General features: G+C 66.1%; 16 protein-coding genes and 1 tRNA gene. 6 read left to right on the top strand and 11 right to left on the bottom strand.

The annotated features are described in order from the left end of the window. From gltB to V7Q39_RS05250, 5 genes are all read right to left on the bottom strand, one after another. A partial coding sequence (gene gltB, locus V7Q39_RS05270) for a glutamate synthase large subunit (RefSeq protein ID WP_333815520.1) occupies positions 1 to 3,086 on the bottom strand: 3,086 nt, incomplete at its 3' end. A 3-nt stretch (positions 3,087 to 3,089) separates the two neighbouring features. After that, positions 3,090 to 3,797, bottom strand: coding sequence for a hypothetical protein (locus tag V7Q39_RS05265; protein ID WP_333815519.1), 708 nt, complete (start codon positions 3,795 to 3,797; stop codon positions 3,090 to 3,092). Between the two features lie 102 nt (positions 3,798 to 3,899). Beyond that, positions 3,900 to 5,336: an NAD(P)-dependent oxidoreductase gene (locus V7Q39_RS05260; RefSeq protein WP_333815518.1), complete on the bottom strand. Its 1,437-nt coding sequence runs from the start codon at positions 5,334 to 5,336 to the stop codon at positions 3,900 to 3,902. Between the two features lie 161 nt (positions 5,337 to 5,497). Beyond that, positions 5,498 to 6,298: an undecaprenyl-diphosphate phosphatase gene (locus V7Q39_RS05255; protein ID WP_333815517.1), complete on the bottom strand. Its 801-nt coding sequence runs from the start codon at positions 6,296 to 6,298 to the stop codon at positions 5,498 to 5,500. A gap of 3 nt (positions 6,299 to 6,301) precedes the next feature. Continuing rightward, positions 6,302 to 7,288, bottom strand: coding sequence for a complex I NDUFA9 subunit family protein (locus V7Q39_RS05250; protein WP_333815516.1), 987 nt, complete (start codon positions 7,286 to 7,288; stop codon positions 6,302 to 6,304). A 152-nt stretch (positions 7,289 to 7,440) separates the two neighbouring features. On the opposite strand from V7Q39_RS05250, the gene V7Q39_RS05245 reads away from it, so the two are divergent. Beyond that, positions 7,441 to 7,525: transfer RNA gene (locus V7Q39_RS05245), tRNA-Leu, on the top strand. Positions 7,526 to 7,967: 442 nt separating this feature from the next. After that, entirely contained in the window at positions 7,968 to 8,108 is a 141-nt protein-coding gene (locus V7Q39_RS05240) for a hypothetical protein (protein ID WP_333815515.1), read from the top strand. Between the two features lie 240 nt (positions 8,109 to 8,348). Here V7Q39_RS05240 and V7Q39_RS05235 read toward each other — a convergent pair whose 3' ends face one another. Further along, a complete protein-coding gene (locus V7Q39_RS05235) occupies positions 8,349 to 9,104 on the bottom strand; it encodes a DUF1013 domain-containing protein (RefSeq protein ID WP_333815514.1) in 756 nt (251 codons plus the stop codon). 126 nt (positions 9,105 to 9,230) lie between these two features. Here V7Q39_RS05235 and V7Q39_RS05230 point away from each other — a divergent pair, with 126 nt between their 5' ends. After that, entirely contained in the window at positions 9,231 to 9,869 is a 639-nt protein-coding gene (locus tag V7Q39_RS05230; RefSeq protein WP_333815513.1) for a ribonuclease T2, read from the top strand. Positions 9,870 to 10,095: 226 nt separating this feature from the next. On the opposite strand, the gene V7Q39_RS05225 is transcribed toward V7Q39_RS05230, so the two are convergent. Both V7Q39_RS05225 and V7Q39_RS05220 read right to left on the bottom strand, forming a co-directional pair. Next, positions 10,096 to 11,088 (bottom strand): NAD(P)H-quinone oxidoreductase, encoded by a 993-nt coding sequence (locus tag V7Q39_RS05225; protein WP_333815512.1) that lies wholly within the window; start codon positions 11,086 to 11,088, stop codon positions 10,096 to 10,098. Positions 11,089 to 11,106: 18 nt separating this feature from the next. Then, positions 11,107 to 11,781, bottom strand: a complete 675-nt coding sequence (locus V7Q39_RS05220; RefSeq protein WP_333815511.1) for a COQ9 family protein — start codon at positions 11,779 to 11,781, stop codon at positions 11,107 to 11,109. A 100-nt stretch (positions 11,782 to 11,881) separates the two neighbouring features. Between V7Q39_RS05220 and rpsU the strand changes: the two genes are divergently transcribed. Next, on the top strand, positions 11,882 to 12,088 hold the full coding sequence (gene rpsU, locus V7Q39_RS05215; RefSeq protein ID WP_008027119.1) for a 30S ribosomal protein S21: 207 nt from the start codon (positions 11,882 to 11,884) through the stop codon (positions 12,086 to 12,088). Positions 12,089 to 12,310: 222 nt separating this feature from the next. Then, positions 12,311 to 12,898 carry a TetR/AcrR family transcriptional regulator gene (locus tag V7Q39_RS05210; protein WP_333815510.1) on the top strand — a complete coding sequence of 196 codons (588 nt, stop codon included), beginning with the start codon at positions 12,311 to 12,313 and terminating at the stop codon, positions 12,896 to 12,898. On the opposite strand, the gene V7Q39_RS05205 is transcribed toward V7Q39_RS05210, so the two are convergent. After that, complete coding sequence (locus V7Q39_RS05205; RefSeq protein WP_333815509.1) at positions 12,895 to 13,359, bottom strand: Lrp/AsnC family transcriptional regulator; 465 nt, start codon at positions 13,357 to 13,359, stop codon at positions 12,895 to 12,897. The two genes, V7Q39_RS05210 and V7Q39_RS05205, sit on opposite strands and share 4 nt — an antisense overlap. Positions 13,360 to 13,500: 141 nt before the next feature. Here V7Q39_RS05205 and ald point away from each other — a divergent pair, with 141 nt between their 5' ends. After that, the gene (gene ald, locus V7Q39_RS05200) at positions 13,501 to 14,619 is read left to right on the top strand and encodes an alanine dehydrogenase (RefSeq protein ID WP_333815508.1); all 1,119 of its coding nucleotides are present in this window, start codon (positions 13,501 to 13,503) and stop codon (positions 14,617 to 14,619) included. 66 nt (positions 14,620 to 14,685) lie between these two features. Here the strand turns inward: ald and mscL are convergent, their stop codons facing one another. Together mscL and V7Q39_RS05190 are read right to left on the bottom strand one after the other, a co-directional pair. Next, complete coding sequence (mscL, locus tag V7Q39_RS05195) at positions 14,686 to 15,057, bottom strand: large conductance mechanosensitive channel protein MscL (protein WP_333815507.1); 372 nt, start codon at positions 15,055 to 15,057, stop codon at positions 14,686 to 14,688. A 176-nt stretch (positions 15,058 to 15,233) separates the two neighbouring features. Continuing rightward, a complete protein-coding gene (locus V7Q39_RS05190) occupies positions 15,234 to 16,178 on the bottom strand; it encodes an L-threonylcarbamoyladenylate synthase (protein ID WP_333815506.1) in 945 nt (314 codons plus the stop codon). Positions 16,179 to 16,217 lie beyond the last annotated feature (39 nt).

Genomic DNA, 16,217 nt, shown 5'->3' with positions numbered 1-16,217 from the left:
ACCGTCACCTTGGCGCGCGGGTTGATCTGCTTCAGGTCATAGATCAGCTGCGCCAGATCCTCGATGGAATAGATGTCGTGGTGCGGCGGGGGCGAGATCAGCGTCACCCCCGGCGTCGAATGGCGCAGCCGCGCGATCAGCGCCGTGACCTTCATCCCCGGCAGCTGCCCGCCCTCGCCGGGCTTGGCCCCCTGCGCGACCTTGATCTCCAGCTCCTCGCAGGCGTTCAGGTATTCCGCCGTCACGCCGAAGCGGCCAGACGCGACCTGCTTGATCTTGGCCGAGGGGTTGTCCCCGTTCGGTTCCGGCAGGAAATGCGCAGGGTCCTCGCCGCCTTCGCCGCTGTCGGACTTCGCCCCGATCCGGTTCATCGCCACGTTCAGCGTCTTGTGCGCCTCGGGCGACAGCGCGCCCAGCGACATGCCCGGCGTCACGAACCGCTTGCGGATCGAGGTGATCGATTCCACCTCCTCGATCGGCACCGGCTTGCCCAGCGCCTTGATGTCCAGAAGGTCGCGCAGATGGATCGGCGGGTTCGCCCGCATCGCTGCGGAATACTGCTTCCAGACGTCATAGCTCGCCCGGTCGCAGGCCGATTGCAGCATGTGCATCGTCTGCGCTTCCCAGGCGTGTTTCTCGCCCGACCGCCGCGCCTTGTAGAAGCCGCCGATGGGCAGCACATCCGCGCCACCCAGCCAGCCGCGCTTGTGGACCTCTTCCAGCTTCTGCTCCACGCCGGTCAGCCCGATGCCCGAGATGCGCGACTGCATCCCCGGGAAATATTCCGCCACCATGGCGCGGGACAGGCCCACGGCTTCAAAGTTGAGACCGCCGCGATAGGAGGAGATCACCGAAATCCCCATCTTCGACATGATCTTGAGAAGCCCCGCGTCGATGGCATCGCGATAGCGCCGCATAGCATCGGTCAGCGAGCCGTCCAAAAGCCCGCGGTCGATCCGGTCGGCGATGGAATCCTGCGCGAGATAGGGGTTCACCGTCGTCGCGCCCGACCCGATCAGCACCGCGAAGTAATGCGGGTCGATGCATTCCGCCGACCGCACGTTGATCGAGCAGAAGGTCCGCAGCCCCTTGCGTGTCAGCCAGCTGTGCACGGCGCTGGTGGCAAGGATCATCGGCATCCCCACCTTGTCCACGCCCTGATGCTCGTCCGTCAGCACCAGTTGCCCTGCGCCCGAGCGTACCGCATCCTCGGCCTCGGCCCGGATGCGCTCCAGCCCCTGCCGCAGGTCGTCCAGCCCCTCGCCCACGGGGAAGGTGCAGTCGATGAACGCCACCTGATCGCCAAAGCGCTCTACCATCACCTCGAACTCGCGATTGGCGATGAAGGGGCTTTCCAGCACCAGGATCTCGGTCTGGCTATTGTTCTCGTCCAGCACGTTGCGCAGGTTGCCGAAGCGGGTCTTCAGGGACATGACACGCCCCTCGCGCAAGCTGTCGATGGGCGGGTTCGTCACCTGGCTGAAATTCTGCCGGAAGTAATGCGACAGCGGCCGGTAGACCGCAGACAGCACCGCCGGCGGCGTGTCGTCGCCCATGCTGGCGACCATCTCCTTGCCGTCCTCCGCCATTGGCGCCAGGACCTGCTCCAGCTCCTCGACCGTGAACCCTGCCGCGATCTGCCGCTTGCGCAGCTCGCCCCCGGTGAAGGTCTGGGTCTCGGGAATGTCGCGCAAGAGGCTGTTCAGGTCGATGACCTTCTCGATCCACTGGCCATAGGGCTGTGCTGCCGCCAGTTTGTTCTTCATCTCTGTGTCGTGGTAGAGCTTGCCCTCCGCCATATCGACCGCGATCATCTGCCCCGGCCCCAGCGCCCCTTTCTCGCGCACGGTGCTTTCGTCCACCGGCACCATCCCCGCTTCCGACCCCGCGATCAGCATCCCGTCGCCGGTGATGACATAGCGCATCGGGCGCAGACCGTTGCGGTCGAGCCCGCCACAGACCCAGCGGCCGTCGGTCATCGCCAAAGCCGCCGGGCCGTCCCAGGGCTCGATGACCGAGTTGCAGTAGGAATACATGTCGGCCCAGGCCTTGGGCATGTTGATCGTCTGCTTCGACCAGGCTTCCGGCACCAGCATGGTCTTCGCCATCGGCGCGCTACGGCCCGACCGCACCAGCGCCTCGAACACCGCGTCCAACGCGCCGCTGTCGGACGTGCCCGAGGGGATGATCGGCTTGATGTCTTCCGCCGCCGCGCCGAAAGCCTCGGACGACATGCGGATCTCGTGGCTCCGCATCCAGTTGACGTTGCCCTTCAGCGTGTTGATCTCGCCGTTGTGCGCCAGCATGCGGAACGGCTGCGCCAGCCACCATTGCGGGAAGGTGTTGGTGGAATAGCGCTGGTGATAGATTGCGAAGGCGGATTCGAACCTTTCGTCCATCAGGTCCGGGTAGAAGGTCGCCACCTGCTCGGCCAGCATCATCCCCTTGTAGATGATCGACCGGCACGAGAGCGAGCACAGGTACATCCCCTGGATGCCCGCCGCCGTCGCCGCCTTCTCGATCCGGCGGCGGATGATGTACAGCTCGCGCTCGAACTGCTCCTGGTCCACGTCCTTTTCGCAGCGGATCAGGATCTGCTCGATCTCGGGCCGGGTCGCATTGGCCTTTTCCCCCAGGACCGAGACATCCACCGGCACATGCCGCCAGCCATAGATGTAATGGCCCATCCGCAGGACCTCGGTCTCCACGATGGTCCGGCAGCGCTCCTGCGCGCCGAAATCGGTGCGCGGCAGGAAGACCTGGCCCACGGCAATCAGCTTGTGGCCGTCCGGCTCGTGCCCCGTGCGCCGCACCTGGTCGTAGAAGAATTTGACGGGGATCTGCACATGGATCCCCGCCCCGTCACCGGTCTTGCCATCGGCATCCACCGCGCCCCGGTGCCAGACCGCCTTCAGCGCATTGATGCCGTTCTCCACCACCTTGCGGCTGGGCTTGCCCGAGACGGACACCACCAGCCCCACCCCGCAGGAGGAATGCTCATCCTCGGCCTTGTAAAGCCCGTTCGCATCCAGCCAGGCGCGCTTTGTTTCTTCGGCCTTCACCCAGGCGTCGTCATACTTGGTCATGGCTCACTCCTTGAAGCTGGCGGGCAGGATGTTCAGGGGATAGGCGGCTTCCGCCGTCAGCGCATCGCAGTCGAACAGCGGCTGGCTGGAGAGGAACCCCTGCTCGCCCGGAAACACGAACTGCAGGGGCGAGCCGTCGATCGGCAGCCACTGGCCATCGCCCAGATCGGTCTCGCCCGGCCCGGCGAAGAACAGCCGCCAGTCGGGGTTCACATATTCATTCCCCTTCGACCGGCGCAGGACATTGCCCGACAGGTCGTATTCGGTGAAGTCGACTTCGGTCTGTTGCAGGGTGACCCCGTCGATCACGACGCTTTGCCCGGTCAGTCGGTCATACCCCTCCGCCCGGCTGCCGGTGCCATCGTCCTTCGACAGGCCGAAGCTCCAGGTGTCCATGCCTTCCGCGATCAACTCGCTGTAGCTGGCGGGGTCCGTCGGGTTGGGGTCGAGGGTCTGCCTCACCGGATCGTAGCTCTCGACCCACTGCCCCTCGCTGTCGATCTTGGAATAGAAGAACGGCCCTTCCTGATCGAGGTCCACCCGCCACTGGTCCCCCGGCCGGTCCGCCTCGCAGCGGTAGTAGTGCGACACCCGGCAGCCCTTGGACTGCACGGTCAGGAACACCTCGCAACCCTCGGGCGCGGTCCATGTGCCGGCAAGGGCGGGGGCGGCCGGAGACATTAGACAGGCAAGGATCACAAACTTCCGCATCGCCGTTTCACCCTGATCAGGTCACATATCCTGACGTTTAAATTTTCCTGCGTCCGGCACGCGTATGGATGGAAGCCATACGCGATCCATACCGGAGCCAGACTATTCCGCCGCCACCGCCCCGGTCTGGGCCAGATAGCCCAGGATCGCCTCGGCCGCCTCGCGTCCGTCGCGGATCGCCCAGACCACCAGCGAGGCGCCCCGCACGATGTCGCCCGCGGCATAGACGCCGGGCAGGCTGGTTTCATGGGTGCGGAAATCGGCCTTCACCGTGCCCCAGCGCGTCACCTTCAACTCGGGCACGCCCCAGAGGCCCGGCAGGTCCTCGGGCTCGAAGCCCAGGGCCTGCACCACCAGATCGGCGGGTTCCACATAATCGGCGCCCTCGATCACTTCCGGCGATTGGCGGCCCGAGGCATCCGGCGCGCCGAGGCGCATCTTCTGCACCATCACGCCCTCGACCTCCACCCCGCCGGTGAAGCCTTTCGGGGCGGAAAGCCACACGAATTCAACGCCTTCCTCCTCGGCGTTCTGCACCTCGCGCTGCGATCCCGGCATGTTCGCCCGGTCGCGGCGATACAGGCACTTCACCGACAGCGCGCCCTGCCGGATCGCTGTGCGCACGCAGTCCATCGCCGTGTCGCCGCCGCCAATCACCACCACCCGCTTGCCGCTGGCGTTCAACTCGCCCGAGTCATATTCGGCCACCTCGTCGCCAAAGCCCTTGCGGTTCGACACCGTCAGATAGTCGAGCGCCTTCACGACGCCCTTCGCACCAACGCCCGGCGCCTCGATGTCGCGCGCCTTGTAGACGCCAGTCGCGATCAGCACCGCATCATGCTGGCCCCGGATCGCGTCGAAGGTGATGTCCTCGCCGACGTTGCAGTTCAGCACGAAATCGACCCCGCCCTCGGCCAGCTGGACGTTGCGGCGCTCCACCACGTCCTTCTCCAGCTTGAAGCCGGGGATGCCATAGGTCATCAGCCCGCCGGCGCGGTCGTAGCGGTCATAGACCGTGACCTGCACCCCCTGCCGCCGCAGCAGGTCCGCCGCAGCAAGGCCGCCCGGGCCCGCGCCGATGATGCCCACCGACTCCGACCGCTCCATATGGGGCCGGATCGGCTTGACCCAGCCTTCCTCCCAGGCGGTATCGGTGATGTATTTCTCGACGCTGCCGATGGTGACGGTGCCGTGGCCCGACTGCTCGATGACACAGTTGCCTTCGCACAGCCGGTCCTGCGGACAGATGCGGCCGCAGATCTCCGGGAAGGTGTTGGTGGCCTGGCTGAGGTCGTAGGCTTCTTGCAGGCGCCCCTCGGCGGTCAGCTTCAGCCAGTCGGGGATGTTGTTGTGCAAGGGGCAATGCGACTGGCAATAGGGCACGCCGCACTGGGAACAGCGGCTGGCCTGCTCGGCGGCCTTGCGGTCGGCGAACTCGCGGTAAATCTCGTGGAAATCCTGCGCGCGCGAGGATGCATCCCGCTTCTCGGGCATCTCGCGCCCGACGGTGACGAATTTCAGCATCTTCTGCGTGGCCATCGGCTGCGTTCCTGGCAAGGTCTTCCGGGTGCGCCTTGGTACAGGGAACCGTCTGACAATAAAAGTCAGTATAGTTTACCTAATTGTCGGTTTTTCTGCAGATGAGACAGGAAAGCTGCCATTTATCTCTCAGAGTAGGTCAGTATGATTTCCCTAAATCGCTAGAACCCCAGCAAAAGCGCCACCAGGGCGGCCGAGCCGACGATGATTCGCCACCAGCCGAACAGGCCGTATCCGTTGCGAGAGATGAAACGCAGCACCCAGCGCACCACCAGCACCGCCGTCACGAAAGCCACCGCGAAGCCCACGGCGATCTGCCAGATATCCCCGAAGTTCAGCACATGCCGGTTCTTGAAGAGATCATAGGCCACCGCCGCGCCCATGGTCGGCAAGGACAGCAGGAAGGAAAACTCCGCCGCCGCGCGCTTCTCCACCCCCATCAGCAGCGCGCCGACGATGGTCGCCCCGGACCGGCTGACCCCCGGCACCATCGCCAGGCACTGGCAGAGGCCGATGGCCAGCGACTTGCGGAAGGGCAGGGCCATCGCGTCGCGGTGCACCGGGGGCGGGGCGATCCGGTCGATGACCAGCAGCACCACGCCGCCCAGGATCAGCATGACCGCGATCAGCATGGGCGTCTCGAACAGGACCTCCTTGACGAAGCCATGCGCCAGAAGCCCCACCACCACCGCCGGAAGAAACGCCAGAAACAGCGAGACCAGCGCCCGCCGCGCCGCATCCTCATACCGCGCGCGCAGCACCAGCCGCGTCAGGATACCGGCATAGACGGTGAACAGGGCCAGGATCGCCCCCAGCTGGATCACCACCTCGAAGGTCTTCCCCTCGCTCTCGAAGCCCAGGAAATGCCCCGCCAACAGCAGATGCCCGGTCGAGGATACCGGCAGGAACTCGGTCAGACCTTCCAGCAGCCCAAGCAGCGCAGCGGTAAGCGTGCTGTCCAAACCTCAGGCTTTCCGCAGGTTCTTGGCCGAATCCTTGATTGCCGCATACTGGCCGGAGGGGCGATAGCACCACAGGTATTCCGGCAGCACCGCTTCCATCGCCGTGGGGGTGATGCCAAGGTCGGAAAAACCCCGCGCGCCCGGCGCCACCACATTGTCGCGCCGCAGGTTCTTCACCTGGTCGCGGCTGAGCATCCTGTTCTCGATCAGGCCCAGCGTCACCGCCTGCACCATGTCGAAGCCGAAGCCCATGATCCGGGCCAGGAAGAACGGGATGTTCACCACCGCCCGGCGCCGCTGCACGACATGCAGCATCCGGCCCATCAGCCCGCGGAAGTTGTCAACCTCGGGCCCGCCAAGCTCATAGATCCCCGGTGCCGCCTGGCCCAGGACAGCCTTCACCGCCGCCTGCGCCACGTCATCCACATAGACCGGCTGAAACCTCGTCCCGGCCCCCACGACGGGGAGGATCGGCCCCATCCGGCTCATCGCCGCGAAGCGGTTGAAGAAGCGGTCCTCGGTCCCGAAGATCACCGAGGGCCGCAGGATCACCGCCGTCGGGAAGGCGGTCAAGACCGCAGCCTCGCCCTCGCCCTTGGACCGCGCATAGTCGCTGTCCGAGCCCGCATCTGCGCCGATGGCCGAGACATGCACCAGCGTCTCCACCCCTGCCGCCGCCGCCAGCCGCGCGATCCGGCCAGCGCCTTCCGCCTGCACGGCGTCGAAGGTGTTGGCGCCGATCCCGTTCAGCACGCCGACGCAGTTCACCACCGCATCCGCGCCATGGATCATCGCCCGAACCGAGTCGTCATCGCGGATGTTGCAGGCCAGCGGTTCCACCTGGCCCGGCACGCCGTAGGGCTTGACGAACAGGGCCTCGTTCGGGCGGCGGCAGGCCACCCGAACCCGCCAGCCTTCCTTGGCCATGCGCCGGGCGATGTAGCGGCCGACAAAGCCCGAGCCGCCGAAAATGGTGACAAGCTTGCTCATGCGCGCACTCCTCGCGGGCACCGGAAAGGCACCGGAAACTGGGCCGATCAATAGCGGCGCCGCCCCGCCCGGGCAAGGCCAAAGCGCCGCCAAGAAATTTCCCGCAGGGGCCGTTGACTCTGCCAGAGGCCACCGTTACATCGCCCATCAGTGCCCAGATGGCGGAATTGGTAGACGCACTGGTTTCAGGTACCAGCGCTGCAAGGCGTGGAGGTTCGAGTCCTCTTCTGGGCACCAATCCCCGATAAGTATTCAGTTTTACGAGATGCTTATCGGGGGACTGTCGATTGCCAGGCAATCCGCTGTCCAGCTTCCGGATCACCGAAATGAGACAGACTGGGCGTGATTGTGCGTGGCCCAAGCCGCCAGCCGATGACAGCAGAAGGTGCAGGCGCTTCATGGACCCCTACCTGCAAGGCACGGGGGGCAAGCTTCCCTAGATTAAGATCGACCCGATCCTCAGGCGCCGACTGTTCAACGTAAAGCCGACGAATGGGATGCTGACCTGCAAGCAGCAGCCGATTGAGGCGACGGCAGCCACGTCGACGCGTGGATCAAAGAGGCCAAGAAGACACCCGTCTTCCGTGCTGCCGGGCCGAGGTCTCGGAGACATCCCAAGGTTGACACTCTCCCCTCGTGCATTCAATCTCAAGATGTAGCCACGAAGGAGGAGGGCATCATGTACGAATTGCTTCCGCTCCTCAATCTTGTGCTGATCGTCATCCTGTTCGTGGTCGTCACCCGAAACCAGCGACCGCCGCCCGAGGATGGCGAGAAACTTCGCCCGACCCGCCCCGGCCGCGGGAGAGCACCCTACTGACCTTTCTGCCCGCGCCATCCGGATGGGGCCGGGATGCGGCGGGCCAAGGAATATGGTGCCGCGCAGGGGAGGTAAGTCCACAGAACTGTTGATGGGATGTCGGCAGGCGGGAAGCGCGCCCTGCGCGTGAACTCTATCGTCCAGCCCCCGAGGTGCACCACACCCGGCAGTTGGAACTCGATCCGGATCGGGGGGCTAATGCTCAGGCCCGGTCGCCGAGACGACCGGGCTTCAATACTCTCAGCGACGGTGATCCTCGTCCTCGTCGTCGTCGTGGCTGCCGGCGGGCAGGTTGAAGAAGCTGTCGGCATCCGAGAAATCCGAGGCCGGGCTTTCGTCCTTCTCCTCGTCGCCGAAGACTTCCAGCCCCGACAGGCCCGAGGGCATCCGCGCGTCCGGCGCCATGCCCAGCGACTGTTCGGTCGACACCAGTTTCCGGCGCTCGTCGTCCGACATCACCGTGCCCTCGGCGGCCTTCTTGCGGGCGGCGGCCTGCACGGCGGCGTCAAGCTCGGACTGCTTGCAAAGCCCCAGCGCCACCGGGTCGATCGGCTGGATGCCCGAGATGTTCCAGTGCGTGCGCTCGCGGATCGACTGGATCGTCGGCTTCGTGGTGCCGACCAGCTTGCCGATGGCCCCGTCGCTGAGCTCCGGGTGGAACTTCACCAGCCACAGGATCGCGGCCGGGCGGTCCTGCCGCTTGGAGAGGGGCGTATAGCGCGGCCCGCGACGCTTTTCCTCGCCCACGGCGGCGGCGTTGAACTTGAGCTTCATCCGGTACAGCGGATCGGCCTGGGCGCGGTCGATCTCGATCGGGTCGAGCTGGTTGTTGGCGACCGGGTCGAACCCCTTGACCCCGGTGGCCACGTCGCCATCGGCGATGCCTTGCACTTCCAGCTCGTGCATCCCGCAGAAATCGGCGATCTGGGCAAAGCTCAGCGTCGTGTTGTCCACCAGCCAGACGGCAGTGGCCTTGGCCATAAGCGGTTTCGACATCGGATCTCTCCTTTACAAAGCTTCCCCGGGCCGGGAAAACGGCGGCGGGCCCTTGCCCGCGAGTTCCACGTTTTCAGGGAATTCACGCGCCCATATAGGGCCGAATTGCACGAAGGGGAAGCGGAAATGCGCCTGTTTCTGTTGGCTATCGCAGCTTTGTGCTGGGCGGGCGCGGCCAGGGCCGAGGGCGAGCGGGCGGGCGATTTCGATTACTACGTCCTGTCGCTGTCCTGGTCCGCCGCCTGGTGCGCGCTGGAGGGTGATTCCCGGAACGATCCGCAATGCGACGCCGGGCGCGGGCTGACCTTCGTGCTGCACGGGCTCTGGCCGCAGCACGAAAGGGGCTGGCCGTCGTTCTGTCGCACGGGAGAGCGGGACCCGACCCGGGCCGAGACCGCTGCCATGGCCGATGTGATGGGCGGCGCGGGCCCGGCCTTCTACCAATGGAAGAAGCATGGCCGCTGCTCGGGCCTGTCGGCGCCGGACTATTATCGCACGGCGCGCAAGGCCTACGGGCGGGTGAAGGTGCCCGATATCTTCGCCGAGGTCTCGCGCCCGCTGACGCTGCCTGCCAGCGTGATCGAGGATGCCTTCCTGGAGGCGAACCCCGGCCTTGCCCGCGACCAGATCACCATCACCTGCGCGGACGGGCTGATCCAGGAGGCGCGCATCTGCCTGACCCCCGGGCTGGCGTTCCGGCGCTGCGGCAGCGACGCGATCCGCGATTGCCGGCTGAAGGACGCGGTTCTGGAACCTGTTCGGTAAGGGGTAGGGGGCGGGACCGGACCGAAGAAAAGCAACTGCTGAGGGGAAGTCAGGGGTAAAGTGCTTTTTCAAATCGCCGGTGCCGGGTGCGGCTGGGGTTCCGCTTGCGGCCAAGTCCTGGATCGAAACTCCGATCCCGCCTGACCTCGGTTTACCCTACGTTAACCGGCGATGCGCGTGAAGAAACCGTCAAACAGCCCGCAACCCGCCAAAGGTAGGGAAATCCCTACGGGTTCACCTTGAGGACGATCTTCCCCACATGCCCGCCGGATTCGATGCGCCAATGCGCCGCCGGAGCGTCGTGCAGCGCATGTTCGCTGTCCATCACCACGCGGAAGGCGCCACGCTCGACCATCGGCCAGACGTTTTCTTCCACCGCCCTGGCGATCCGCGCCTTGGCGAGGTCGGACTGCGGGCGCAGGGTGGAACCCGTCAGCACCAGCCGCCGCGTCATCACCTCGGCGAGGTTCAGCGTGACCTTGGCGCCTTGCAGGAAGGCGATCTGCACCAGCCGCCCGCCATCGGCCAGCGCCTTGAGGTTCCGCTCGATATAGGGACCGCCGACCATGTCGAGGATCAGGTTCGCCCCGCCCACGGCCTTCATCTCGGCGACGAAATCGCTGCTGGTGTAGTTGAAGGCGGCCTCGGCCCCCAACTCGCGGCAGACGGCGCATTTCTCGTCCGACCCCGCCGTGGCGAAGACGCGCGCGCCAAACGCCTTGGCGATCTGGATCGCGGTGGTGCCGATGCCGCTGGTGCCGCCATGCACCAGGAACCGCTCGCCGCCCTTCAACCCGCCGCGCATCACCACGTTGGACCAGACGGTAAAACAGGTCTCGGGCAGGCAGGCGGCCTCCTTCAGTGACATGCCCCTGGGGATGGGCAGGGCATGGGCTTCCTGCGTCACGACATATTCCGCATAGCCTCCGCCCGGCAGCAGGGCGCAGACCTGATCGCCGATCTGCCAGCGGGTGACGCCCGGCCCCACCTCGACCACTGTACCCGAACATTCCAGTCCCGGCAGGGGCGAGGCCGAGGGCGGCGGCGCATAGGCCCCGGCGCGCTGCAGCGCATCGGGGCGATTCACTCCGGCATAGGCCACCCGGATGATGATCTGGCCATGGCCGGGAACCGGAACCGGAACCGAGGTCGGCTTCAGCACATCCGGGCCGCCGGGGGCCGAGATTTCGATTGCCAGCATGCTGTGGGAAAGGGTCATCTCTCTGTCTCGCTCATCTCAGTCGCGGTGGCGGCCCGGAAGGTCATCGCGCAGTCTTGGTGCACGAATGCTTTCCAGAATCTTGCCGGGGCCCGACATCCAGGCCTTGCCCAGCGGATTTTCCCGGAAACTCGCCTTCAGTTTCTCGAACTGCGTGACCTGGTCGATCCGGCGGTCGAGGAAATCCCAGGTCGCCTGATGGTCGGGCGACTCGTCGCCCAGCCAGTACAGCACCGTCGCCCCGTAGACGCCCGACAGCGTCGCCCGCTTGGTGTACCAGTTCAGGTCGCGCGACGTGTCGCCCAGGGCCGTCCAGATCGCATCCGCCGTGCCCCAGATCGCCCGGGCGCCATCGGCGGCGTGGTGGGGCAGCGAGAAGAGGGTCGTCCCCCGCCGGACCAGTTCGCGGTCGGCCAGGTCCAGCCGCGTCCTGACCGCCAGCGCGATCCGGTCGCGGAAGCGCAGGGCGGTCAGGTCCATCCGCGCCAGCCGCGCCGCCATCCCGGCATCGCCCTCTGCGTGGTAGGCCAGCGCCAGATCCACCCCGCCGCGCGGGAACAGCGACCGGGCCAGCGCCGCGGGCACCCCGGCATCGGCAACCGCGGCGGTCAGCGTGCGCTCGGACCAGCCGTCGAAGGGCACATGGGGCAGCGCCGCTGCCAGCACCTGAGCCTTCATCCCGTCCTCGACCATCGCGCGTTCCTCCCGGTAGACAATCCAGCCTGCCTTTGTTATAGGCCGCCAGCCTGCACATCATAGTGCAACTCTAGCTTAGGAAGGTGGTGACAACCACATGCAGGTCAGCGTCCGCGACAACAACGTCGAACAGGCTCTCCGTGCCCTGAAGAAGAAACTTCAGCGCGAAGGGGTGTTTCGGGAAATGAAGCTCAAGCAGCATTTCGAGAAGCCCTCGGTCAAGAAAGCACGCGAACAGGCCGAAGCCGTCCGTCGGGCAAGGAAACTCGCCCGGAAGAAGCTTCAGCGCGAAGGCGGTCTCTAAGACGTCAGCGACACTGGGGAAGCGATTCCCGCCCGATCAACCCCCGTCCGCGAGGCCGGGGGTTTTTCATTGCCCCCTGCGCCCCGCCCGCCGCAACGTCAGATTGTGTGGCGGCATTGTGGCGGGCCTGTGGTGCAACTTGGGCGGGCATCAACAATCTATTTCCAATTCTTGCCGCATTTTACAGTTTTCCGGCCCGTAGTGCGGGCCTATCCCTGATGCATGATCGAGCTTCGCAAACATCCCCGCCAGGACCGGTCCCGCGCCAAGGTCGACGGGATTCTCGCCGCCGCCGCCGACCTCTGCTCGGGCCGCGGCCTAGACGCGCTGACCACGAATGCCGTCGCGGCGCGGGCCGGGGTGTCGATCGGATCGCTTTACCAGTACTTTCCCGGCAAGGCCGCGCTGCTGGCTGCGCTGATCCGGGCCGAGCGCGCCAATCTGCTGGAGGCGGTAGAACGGATCGTGTCTTCGGATGCAGCCTCCAACCTGACCCTTCTGGTCGACGAGCTGATCGAAGCGACCGTCGCGCATTATCTCGCGCGACCCTCGCTGTCGCGGACACTGAACCTGGCGCGCAGCCAGCTGCCGCCCGACCCCGAGGCAGCCGAGTTTTCCGCCCGCATCACCGTGCTGATCGCCGCCCGCCTGGACGAGCTGAAGATCTCCCGCCCGGAAACCACCGCGCAGGACGTGCTCGCCATCCTCCGTGGCATGATCGACGCCGCCAGCGAAGCGCATGAGGCTGACCGCGCCGCGCTGACCGACCGCACGCGCCGCGCCGTGCTCGGCTACCTGCAGGCTGCTTAGACGGCCAGCGCCGTCGTCTTCACCACCGTCCGCAGCGCGAAGCTCGACTGCATCTGCCGCACGCCCGGTAGGCGCGACAGGAACTGGCGGTGGATGCGGGCGAAGTCTTCGGTATCCTCGGCCATCAGCTTCAGGAGATAGTCCGCCGTCCCTGCCATCAGGTGACATTCCAGCAGGTCCGGCACCTTGGCCACCTCGCGTTCGAACGCGTCCAGCAGGTCTTCCGCCTGGCTTTGCAGGGTGATCTCGACGAAGACTGTGGTCATCCGCCCCATCCGCCGCGCATCCAGCAGCGCGACATAGCCCGCGATGAACCCCTCTTCCTCCAGCCGCTGCACCCGGCGGTGGCAGGCGGACGGAGACAGGTTCACCGCCTCGCTCAGTTCGGCATTGGTGATCCGCCCGTTCTTCTGCAAGACGGTCAGGATGCGGCGGTCGGTGGCGTCAAGGTCAAGGGCCATGGAATATTCTTCGATCAAGCGGGGATTTCACCGGGAAATCTACGCAAGGATACCTCTCCGGCCAACCAGAATTCAAAGCATCTTCAACAAATCGGATCAGGATTGGACCCACAGGGGCCGCAGCGCCCGAGGGAGAGATACATGAAAATTGGATGCCCGAAAGAAATCAAGCCCCAGGAATTCCGCGTGGGGATGACCCCGGACGCCGCACGCGAAGCCGTCACCAACGGTCATGAGGTGATCATCGAGACCAAGGCCGGGCTTGGCGCAGGCTTCGCGGATGCCGACTATGTCGCCGCCGGGGCCAGGATCGTCGACACGGCGGAAGAGGTCTTCGCGAAGGCCGACATGATCGTCAAGGTCAAGGAGCCCCAGGCGGTGGAGCGCAAGCGCCTGCGGCCCGGACAGGTGCTGTTCACCTATCTGCACCTCGCCCCCGACCCCGAGCAGACGAAGGACCTCGTCGCCTCGGGTGCCACCTGCATCGCCTATGAGACGGTGACCGATGCTCGTGGCGGGTTGCCCCTGCTGGCGCCGATGTCCGAGGTGGCGGGGCGGCTGGCGCCGCAGGTCGGCGCCTGGACGCTGCAGAAGGCCAATGGCGGATCGGGGGTGCTGCTGGGCGGCGTGCCCGGAGTGGCGCCGGCCAATGTGGTGATCGTCGGCGGCGGCGTGGTCGGTACGGCGGCGGCACGGGTTGCCGTGGGCATGGGCGCGCGGGTCACGGTCCTTGACCGGTCGGTCCCGCGGCTGAGCTATCTGGACGACATCTTCCACGGCAAGCTGGTCACGCAATATTCCAGCGCCGGTGCGCTGGCCGAGCTGATCCGGACCGCCGACATGGTGGTGGGCGCGGTGCTGATCCCCGGTGCGGCGGCGCCCAAGCTGGTCACGAAGGCGCAGCTGAAGACGATGAAGCCCGGCTCGGTCCTTGTCGACGTCGCCATCGACCAGGGCGGCTGCTTCGAGACCAGCCACGCCACCACCCATCAGGACCCGATCTACGAGGTCGACGGGGTCATGCATTACTGCGTCGCCAACATGCCCGGCGCGGTGGCCCGCACCTCGACGCAAGCCCTTGGCAACGCGACGATGCCCTTCATGCTGGCCTTGGCGAACAAGGGCTGGAAGCAGGCCTGCGCCGACGACCGGCACCTGCTGAACGGGCTCAACGTCCATGCGGGCAAGCTGACCTATGCGGCGGTCGGCCAGGCGCTGAACCTGCCGGTGATTTCGGCGGCGGATGCGCTGAAGCTCTGACCCCGGGCGAAACGAAAACGGCCCGCGAGTGTTTCTCGCGGGCCGTTCGCATTGGCATCAGGCCGCTTACTTCTTGCGCAGCTCGATCAGGATTTCCTTCAGCAGGTCATTGTCCGACGGGCCGGCCGGCGCGGCGGGCGCCTCTTCCTTCTTCGGCATCATCCGGTTGACCCCCTTGACGATCAGGAAGACCACCCAGGCCACGATCAGGAACTTGATGACTGCCGTGATGAAGTTGCCATACATGAATCGCGCGTCGCCCAGGCCGAAGCTCAGGCCGCTGAAGTCCACGCCGCCGACGATCAGGCCGATCAGCGGGTTGATCAGGTCGTCCACAAGCGAGGTGACGATGGCGGTGAAGGCCGCGCCGATGATGATACCAACGGCGAGATCCAGGACATTGCCCTTCGCGATGAAGGCCTTGAATTCGTTAAGCATTCCACGGTTCCCTTGGTTGTCCTGCCTTGAATGGCAGGTGTTCTGATTGCTCAGGCGTAGCTGCCCGCCGAGACTATCGCACAGGTTGACGCGGCGCAGAACGGGGAATTTTCACAGAAAAGCCACAATCCGGGCCGGAGCGGCAGGAAGCCAACAGCCTTGGCATGTGGCGCCGATCAACCGCGCGGCGCGGCCGCCCGGCGCAACCGGTCGTTGATCGCGCGGCCGAGGCCGGTCTCCGGCACCGGCGCAAAGGCGATCCGTCCGTCGGGTCCCGCCAGTCGGTCCGCCTCGCGCAGGGTGTCGAACAGCCGTGCTGCCGCCTCGACCAGATCGCCGTTTGCCGAAAGGGTGAGCCGACCCTTCACCGCCCCGAACCCGACCAGAAGCTCTCCCTCCCGCGCCTCCGTCGCCTCCAGCCGCACCGCCGCCTCGGGCGCGTAATGCGACGCGAGTTGTCCGGGAGAGGTCGGCTTGCCCGCATCGCCTCCCGTCGCAACGGTCTCGCCCAGCAGCGCCTCCACCGCCTCGACCGGAACCCCGCCGGGCCGGAGAAGCACCGGCTCGGGATCGGCGAGCAGGATGGTCGACTCCAGCCCCACGGCGCAGGGACCGCCGTCCAGCACAGCCGCGATCCGGCCTGTAAGCCCTTCCAGCACATGCCCGGCGCGGGTCGGCGACACCCGGCCCGAGGGATTGGCCGAAGGCGCCGCCAGCGGGCCGCCGAAGGCCATGAGCAGCCGCTGCGCCAGCGGATGCGCCGGGATGCGGACGGCCACCGTCTCCAGCCCCGCCGTCACCAGAGGCGAAACCCCCGCGCCCGCGCGCAAGGGCAGGACCAGCGTCAGCGGACCGGGCCAGAACGCTGCCGCCAGGGCCCGCGCCTTGGGGCCCACCAGCGCGATCCTTTCCACCGCTGCCAGATCGGGCAGGTGGACGATCAGCGGGTTGAAACTGGGCCGCCCCTTCGCCTCATAGATCCTCGCCACAGCGCGATCCGACCGCGCATCGCCGCCGAGGCCGTAGACCGTCTCGGTCGGAAAAGCCACCAGTTCGCTTACCGCCAGCAGGCGCGCGGCCTCGGCAAGTCCGGCCTCGTCAGGGGCAAGCGTGCGGGTCATCGGATTTGACGTAGCGTCCAGCTTGATGGTCGGGGCGTT

The sequence above is a fragment of the Tabrizicola sp. genome, from assembly GCF_036781545.1.
Lineage (GTDB): Bacteria > Pseudomonadota > Alphaproteobacteria > Rhodobacterales > Rhodobacteraceae > Tabrizicola.
This window is presented reverse-complemented; position numbering and strand designations above follow the sequence as displayed.